4 protein-coding genes and 2 pseudogenes are annotated in these 6,602 nt (G+C 68.3%); 4 read left to right on the forward strand and 2 right to left on the reverse strand.

Features of this window, described 5'->3' with window-relative positions; all coding sequences use genetic code 11:
* Nucleotides 1-560 precede the first annotated feature (560 nt).
* Complete coding sequence (locus ABT296_RS38175; RefSeq protein ID WP_351934692.1) at nt 561-1,001, forward strand: Pycsar system effector family protein; 441 nt, start codon at nt 561-563, stop codon at nt 999-1,001.
* Nucleotides 1,002-1,251: 250 nt separating this feature from the next.
* Nucleotides 1,252-1,977: pseudogene (locus ABT296_RS38180) on the forward strand (transposase); the annotation flags it as partial.
* A 29-nt stretch (nt 1,978-2,006) separates the two neighbouring features.
* On the opposite strand, the gene ABT296_RS38185 reads toward ABT296_RS38180, so the two are convergent.
* Nucleotides 2,007-4,358, reverse strand: a complete 2,352-nt coding sequence (locus ABT296_RS38185) for a WD40 repeat domain-containing protein (RefSeq protein ID WP_351934694.1) — start codon at nt 4,356-4,358, stop codon at nt 2,007-2,009.
* Between the two features lie 215 nt (nt 4,359-4,573).
* On the opposite strand from ABT296_RS38185, the gene ABT296_RS38190 reads away from it, so the two are divergent.
* Both ABT296_RS38190 and ABT296_RS38195 read left to right on the forward strand, forming a co-directional pair.
* Complete coding sequence (locus tag ABT296_RS38190) at nt 4,574-4,792, forward strand: hypothetical protein (protein ID WP_351934696.1); 219 nt, start codon at nt 4,574-4,576, stop codon at nt 4,790-4,792.
* Between the two features lie 105 nt (nt 4,793-4,897).
* Nucleotides 4,898-5,209 (forward strand): annotated as a pseudogene (locus ABT296_RS38195) (CHAT domain-containing protein); the annotation flags it as partial.
* 90 nt (nt 5,210-5,299) lie between these two features.
* Here the strand turns inward: ABT296_RS38195 and ABT296_RS38200 are convergent.
* Nucleotides 5,300-5,821, reverse strand: a complete 522-nt coding sequence (locus tag ABT296_RS38200; RefSeq protein WP_351934698.1) for a replication-relaxation family protein — start codon at nt 5,819-5,821, stop codon at nt 5,300-5,302.
* Nucleotides 5,822-6,602 lie beyond the last annotated feature (781 nt).

Below are 6,602 nucleotides of genomic sequence, written 5' to 3' on the forward strand. Positions count from 1 at the left end.
GAGCAGACGTCCTCTTCGCCATGCTCCGCGACGGCACCTTCTACCAACCCCAACCCGCCCCATCAGCTTGACGAAACCCATAGGGGCACCCCCCCGCGCCCGACGACCTCTGTGCAGGCGGCCATGGCGGACTCCATCGTGGTGGGGCGCACGTAACCGACGTCCTCGCTGCTGGACGGCTGTCCAGATCAGGGATCGTGCACGCGTAGCCGCTATCCGCCGTCCGTTCTCATGGGCAAGGTCTGGCACGGTCTGCGCGCTGACCGAACATCCACACCCAGTTCACGGCCATGGGCTGGGCCCGCGTGCCGGAGCGCGCTGGTCCTGGGGCGTCGCCCTGCGTCAGGGGAGCCAACGGTGAGGCGGAGGGGGCGGTCAGTCGGGGCGATCGTGTACTGGTCGTAACAGGTGCGGGCGTTCTTACCTCTTCTGCGGATGTTCCTCTTGTGGTGGGGTGTGGAGGTATCAGCCCGCAACTGGCGGGTCGGCAAAGTACGTTGTGGCGTTACTGTCGTGGAGGGGGCGATATGACGCAGATAGTGGGTGGCACCACCGATTGCATGTCGAAGAATCTGGACAACGCGCTGGACGTGCTCTACGCCGAGCTCGCTCGGGCGGATGCCAAGGCCAACACTGTTCTTGCCATGACGGGCGTGGGCCTGGCCTTTCTCGCGACCCGCGGCCATGGCGGCGAACCGGCCGTGGTTTTGGCGGTGGGGGGTGTGGGTGCAGCCTGTCTGCTGGTCTCCACCGTGATCCTGTTGATCATTGTCCGTCCGGTGCAGGTCGACAATCTCGATCTGGAGGACTGGACGCGGTGGGCGACCCTGGACGCCGATGCGCTGGGTGATCACATGCGCGCGGATTTGCGGGCCAAGAGGGTCGCAGCTCTGTCCCGCCTGGTGAAGGACAAGTTCCGTCGACTGCAGTATGGGGTCAACTTCATCATGACCGGACTGGCCTTGCTGTGTATAGCGGCCCTGCTGTCCGTGCTTCTGTAGAGGCAGGTGGAGTCTGGCCGGCTCACCTTGCGGAGCGCGATCCGCTCATTTCTGGTCCTTCAGTCGGTCGGGCTGTCAAGCCATGCTTCCCGAAGCTGTTCCAAAAGGATCTCGTTGCCCACGGCTTTCGCCCATAGCTGCGACAGCGACCGCAGGCAGTGCTCGATGAGCTCGCACAGCACGTACGACTCAGGCAGTTCGACCAGGCGGTAGACGCCCGGACGCAGACCGTCCGGCCAGTAGAAGTGCCGGTGGGCAGGTGACCGTGGACCTGGACGGGGTCCTGGTCGTCGCGCACTCGGACAAGCAGGACGCGGCCCCGACCTAGAAGAAGACCTACGGACACCACCCACTCATGGGCTTCGTCGACCACGGCCCGGGAGGAACCGGCGAACCTGTCGCGGCCCTCCTCCGGCCCGGCAACGCGGGCTCGAACACGGCCGCCGACCACATCACCGTCGCTCGCCTCGCCCTCGCTCAACTGCCCAAGAAGTACCGGCGGGGACGGCGGACTCTGATCCGCTGTGCGGGCGGCACCCACGAGTTCGTGGCCTGGCTCGCCCAGCGCGGACGTTGGCTGTCCTACTCGGTCGGCATGGTGATCACCGAGGCCGTCCACGAGCATGTTCTGAAGATCCCCGCATCGGCCTGGACGCCTGCGGTCGAATTGGACGGCGAGGTCCGTGACGGGGCCTGGGTCGCCGAACTCACCGGAGACCTGCTCGACGGCTGGCCGCAGGGCATTCGGCTGATCGCCCGCAAGGAACGGCCCCATCCCGGAGCCCAGTTGAGGATCACGGACGCGGACGGCATGCGGATCACCTGCTTCGCCACCAACACCCTCAACCAGCCGATCGCCAGCCTCGAACTCCGCCACTGGTTGCGAGCCCGGACCGCGGCCGAACCGGTGGGGAAGGCAGCGCCTGACGCCCAGAAGGCCGGGGGTGTACGTCGGCAGTACCGTCACGGCGCCGCCGACGGTCCCCGGGTTCACGTCTTCACGGCTTACGGCCGACGGACAGACTCCACCTGGGAAACAAAGAGGGAAGGCCACAGCCGTACGGTGCCGTTGTCGCTGCTGGTGGCGAGGAGGCTGCCGTCGGGTGAGAACGCCACCGCGTACACCGGGCCGGTGTGGCGGAGGGGTTCGCCGATGGGGGTGAGAGTGGCCGGGTCCCACAGGCGCACGGTCTCGTCGCTGCTGGCGGTGGCGAGGAGGGCGCCGTCGGGGGAGAACGCCACCGCGTACACCCGGCCGGTGTGACCGGTGACGGGTTTGCCGATGGGGGTGTGGGTGGCCGGGTCCCACAGCTGCACGGTGCCGTCGTTGCTGCTGGTGGCGAGGAGGGTGCCGTCGGGTGAGAACGCCACCGCGTACACCATGCCGGTGTGGTGCAGGGGTTCGCCGATGGGCGTGCCGGTGGCCGGGTCGCACAATCGCACGATGCCGTACACCATGCCGCTGGGGCGTAAGGGTTTGCCGATGGGGGTGTGGGTGGCCGGGTCCCACAACTGCACAGTGCCGTCGCGGCTGCCGGTGGCGAGGAGGGTGCCGTCGGGTGAGAACGCCACCGCGTACACCGGACCGGTGTGGCCGGTAAGAGGTTTGCCGATGGGGGTGTGGGTGGCCGGGTCCCACAACTGCACAGTGCCGTCGCGGCTGCCGGTCGCGAGGAGGGTGCCATTTGGGGAGAACGCCACCGCGTCCACCATGCCGGTGGGGAGGAGTGGCTCGCCGGTGGTGGTGCGGGTGGCCGGATCCCACAGCCGCACGATGCCCAGGCCTCCGGTGTCGCGGCCGCCGGTGGCGAGGAGGGTGCCGTCGGCCGAGAAGCAGAGAGCTCGACTTGAACCTGCATCAAGGGAAGGCAGGTTCAGTTCCCCCGTCCGTATCGCGTGCAGGACCGCGCGGACTGCGAGTGAGGACTCCCCCCGCTGCGAGGGGCATTGCCATGTCGCTCTGTACAAATATGATCCGTCCTCACCGCTGATGGCGAGGAAAGTGCCGTCGGGTGAGAACGCCACCGCGTACACCGGGCCGGTGTGGCTGGTGAGGGGTTCGCCGATGAGGCTGCTGGTGGCCGGGTTCCACAGGCGCACGGTGCCGTCGCTGCTGGCGGTGGCGAGGAGGGTGCCGTCGGGTGAGAACGCCACCGCGTTCACCATGCCGGTGTGGCCGGTGAGGGGTTTCCCGATGGGGGTGCGGGTGGCCGGGTCCCACAAGCGCACAGCACCGTTGTAGCTGCCGGTGGCGAGGAGGGTGCCCTCGGGTGAGAACGCCACCGCGAGCACCATGCCGGTGTGGCCGGTGAGGGGTTCGCCGATGGGGGTGCGGGTGGCCGGGTCCCACAGGCGCACGGTGCCGTTGCCGGTGGCGAGGAGGGTCCCGTCGGGTGAGAACGCCACCGCGAGCACCATGCCGGTGTGGCTGGTGAGGGGTTCGCCGATGAGAGTGCTGGTGGCCGGGTCCCAGAGGCGCACGGTGCGGTCGTTGCTGGCGGTGGCGAGGAGGGTGCCGTCGGGTGAGAACGCCACCGCGTACACCGGCTGGGTGTGGTGGAGGGGTTCGCCGATGGGGGTGTGGGTGGCCGGGTCCCACAACTGCACGGTGCCGTCTCGGCTGCCGGTGGCGAGGAGGGTGCCGTCGGGTGAGAACGCCACCGCGAGCACCATGCCGGTGTGGCCGGTGAGGGGTTCGCCGATGAGAGTGCTGGTGGCCGAGTTCCACAGGCACACGGTGTGGTCGTTGCCAGCGGTGGCGAGGAGGGTGCCGTCGGGCGAGAACGCCACCCTGTACACCGGGCTGGCAGGGCCGAGGCGGCGGCGCAGCCAAGAGGTGACTCGGCCGTCAGTGGCTGCTATGTGGTTGCGCACAGGCCTGGGAGTTTCGGCAGCCTGGGCAACTCCGTTCGGGCCGACCGTCGAAATTGTGGAGCGATCCGGTGCTGGCCCGTCTGAAGGTGTGGGTTCGGCCAGTTCGGGAGCGGGAGGTCGCGGGGTGGCGCTGCGGCGGGGGCGTAGTTCGGCGGTTGCCCGCCACCGGTTGCGCCATTCTTCGAGTGCGGGATCCGTGCGGTCGGGCGGGGTGATGTCGTCGCCGTTCGGGTCCCAGGACATCAAAGTCCGGACGAGTAGGACGACTTTGTCCACACTCACAAACCGTGTGCCGCCGAAGGCGGCGCTCTGGGTTGCAATGGGCAGTGCCACCCCGTTGCCAATCACCTGCGCCCGTGTCTCGATCCGCCGCAGAGACGGATCTCCCCGCTCCACCTTCAGCCGGCGTAAGTGCTGAGCCTGGTGATGGAGCCGGGCCTCGAATGTGTCTGGCTCCTGCCCGGCGCCGCTGTGGTCCGTCATACCCGGTGCCCCCCCCTACTTCTGTGTTCAGCAGGGTAGAAGCCGATTGGTGGAACAGTACGGAACTTGCATGAACACCCACGAACAGGGTGAGCGGGGGCGGATCGTTCCGCAGAATGGCTCAGGCGTGCCGTGATGACCCGGAACTGATCGGGTGTCATCCGCTTCGTTCGATCCATGCAGGTCAACGGCTCAGACTGCGCAAGAGTCGAGTCATGACACAGCGACAGAACTCCCAGCACGCCCCGGCTGCATCCGACTCCGAAGCGTTCCTCTCCTTGCACACGGCCGTCGTCCTGCTGACCGCACTCGTCTTGGGACTCATCATCGGAGGGCTCACCGCTCTCACCGGCGTCCACCCGGCTACCGCGGTGATTGCCGGACTTACCGCAGCCGGCGCCAGCGCCGCCGCCCTGCGCACCCTCATCAAGTGACTTCCGTGACCGTCCACAACACGCCACGCGCCCCGCCCGTAGATCACGACGGCACCTGCTGCTGGTGCTGCAGACTGGTGGCACCGGGCCGGACGGAAGCCGTACGTGGGTCTGGGCCACACGGACCAAAACGGCAGGGCCAGCGTAGGGTTGACCGCCATCAATGCGGGCCCGGACGCCGATTTGGCGCTTCGGGCCCTCGCTAGGTTCACCGCTGCGTCGGTTCACGCTAGGCACGCCCTCCGCTCACTCTGCGGGGCTGGAAAGGTCGTGGGCGACGAACTCATCGGGCTCACCCGCGCGCTGATCCACGCCGGCGGGCCATCCGTGCTGGTCAGCCTATGGTCCGCCGATGAGATCTCCACCAGCGTCCTGATGCAGGCGTTTTACCGGGCCTTGTCCGACGGCAAGGCTGCCGCACTGCGAAGACCTACTGCAACGACTGCCCCCTGCCATGCCCTCCGCCCGGACGATTGCCCGCGACATCGCCGACCTGCAGTATCTCGCCTAGAACTTTGCAGTAGTTGCATTCGAGTACAGAGCGCTGGCCGACACGTGCCCGCCGGAGGGCGTGGAGCGCGCGGAGCTACACGCCATGGTGACCCGCTGCCGACGGGCGCAGCGGACTTCGGGGATCCAGTCCAAGGGCTGGCAGGTGTCTCCGTGACGTCGTGTGTCCTGTACGAAAGCAAGCCCGGTCTCGGTGACAGCCAGCGCGTGCCCGACCCGCAGCCGTGCGGCGACCGGGTCAGACGCGAGCCGTGGTGGCCGCCAGCCGCGCAGTTCCGGCCACTCGGATGCGACCTGCATCCCGAAGGGGGTGGGGAACCATAGCCGCATCCGGCCGGCCTGCGGCAGGGCGATCCGGTTGACCAGCCCTTCGCTCTGCAACTTCACCAGGCTGCGCCGGGTCTGATCGGCCTGCAGCTTCGGTGCGGTCAGCAGGTGCATCTGCTCGGTCGCGGCCATCCGGTACTGCGCCAGCACCGCCAACGCCAACCGGTCACCACCTCCGACATCCACCCGCATCGACACCACCGACCACCCCCGCCTTCCTCCTCAAGAGCGCCACAGAGGATCGCGAAGGGCAGTGCACCAGCCGGCCCGGACCAGACCACCCACCACCAGGCCCCGACCACGGTCACGACTTGACAACCCCCGCCGACAACCGGGCTGACAACCCGCCGACAGCTGTCTGCACGCCGACAGGGCCAGTGCCGCATCCCCGCAGCTCACCACCAGGATCTCGCCTGGGCCGGTAGCCCGGCAGCCCTCCTCCCCGCACAACCACCGCACGCACAACTGCCTGCAGGAATGAGGAGGGAAGGGCCGGGGGTGGGCGGCCGGGGGATCGGGGCGGTTTCGTGTTTGTTGCGCGTCGGTGGCCGCCTCCGCGCTGTCACAGGCACAGTCGGTGCGCATGAGCGCGGGATGTGGAGCCCGCCTGACTTGTGGGCGGCGGTGAATGTGGGCAGTGCCCAGGAAGAGACCGCTGGACGTCGGATTCGATGGTCGCCAGCGCGAACCAAGACCCCTGCCCGGGAGTACCGGGCGGGGCCCGTGCACGGCTGACGATCACGCAACCCCGAGGGGTGTCGGGGAGGTGCCGTGTTATCGATGTCGGTCGGTTCGGGCATGATCTGTTCCGACCGGGTTCGATGGTGGAAGACGGGGGCATGGGCGGCTGGCGGACTGACCCGGCGTACGCGGTGTGTCGGGCCTTGGCGGACGGGGCGGAGCTGTCCTCGTTCGCGGGCGGGCCGTTCGACGTGCGCGCGGTCGCGGCTGCGGTCAGGCCCGAGGCCAAGGA

This window comes from Streptomyces sp. NPDC000983, from assembly GCF_040299205.1.
GTDB lineage: Bacteria > Actinomycetota > Actinomycetes > Streptomycetales > Streptomycetaceae > Streptomyces.

Bases quoted from the DNA above. Each gene is read 5' to 3' on its own strand.
- ABT296_RS38175 (WP_351934692.1), top strand. From the start codon at position 561: ATGTCGAAGAATCTGGACAACGCGCTGGACGTGCTCTACGCCGAGCTC.
- ABT296_RS38185 (WP_351934694.1), bottom strand. From the start codon at position 4,358: ATGACGGACCACAGCGGCGCCGGGCAGGAGCCAGACACATTCGAGGCC.
- ABT296_RS38190 (WP_351934696.1), top strand. From the start codon at position 4,574: ATGACACAGCGACAGAACTCCCAGCACGCCCCGGCTGCATCCGACTCC.
- ABT296_RS38200 (WP_351934698.1), bottom strand. From the start codon at position 5,821: ATGCGGGTGGATGTCGGAGGTGGTGACCGGTTGGCGTTGGCGGTGCTG.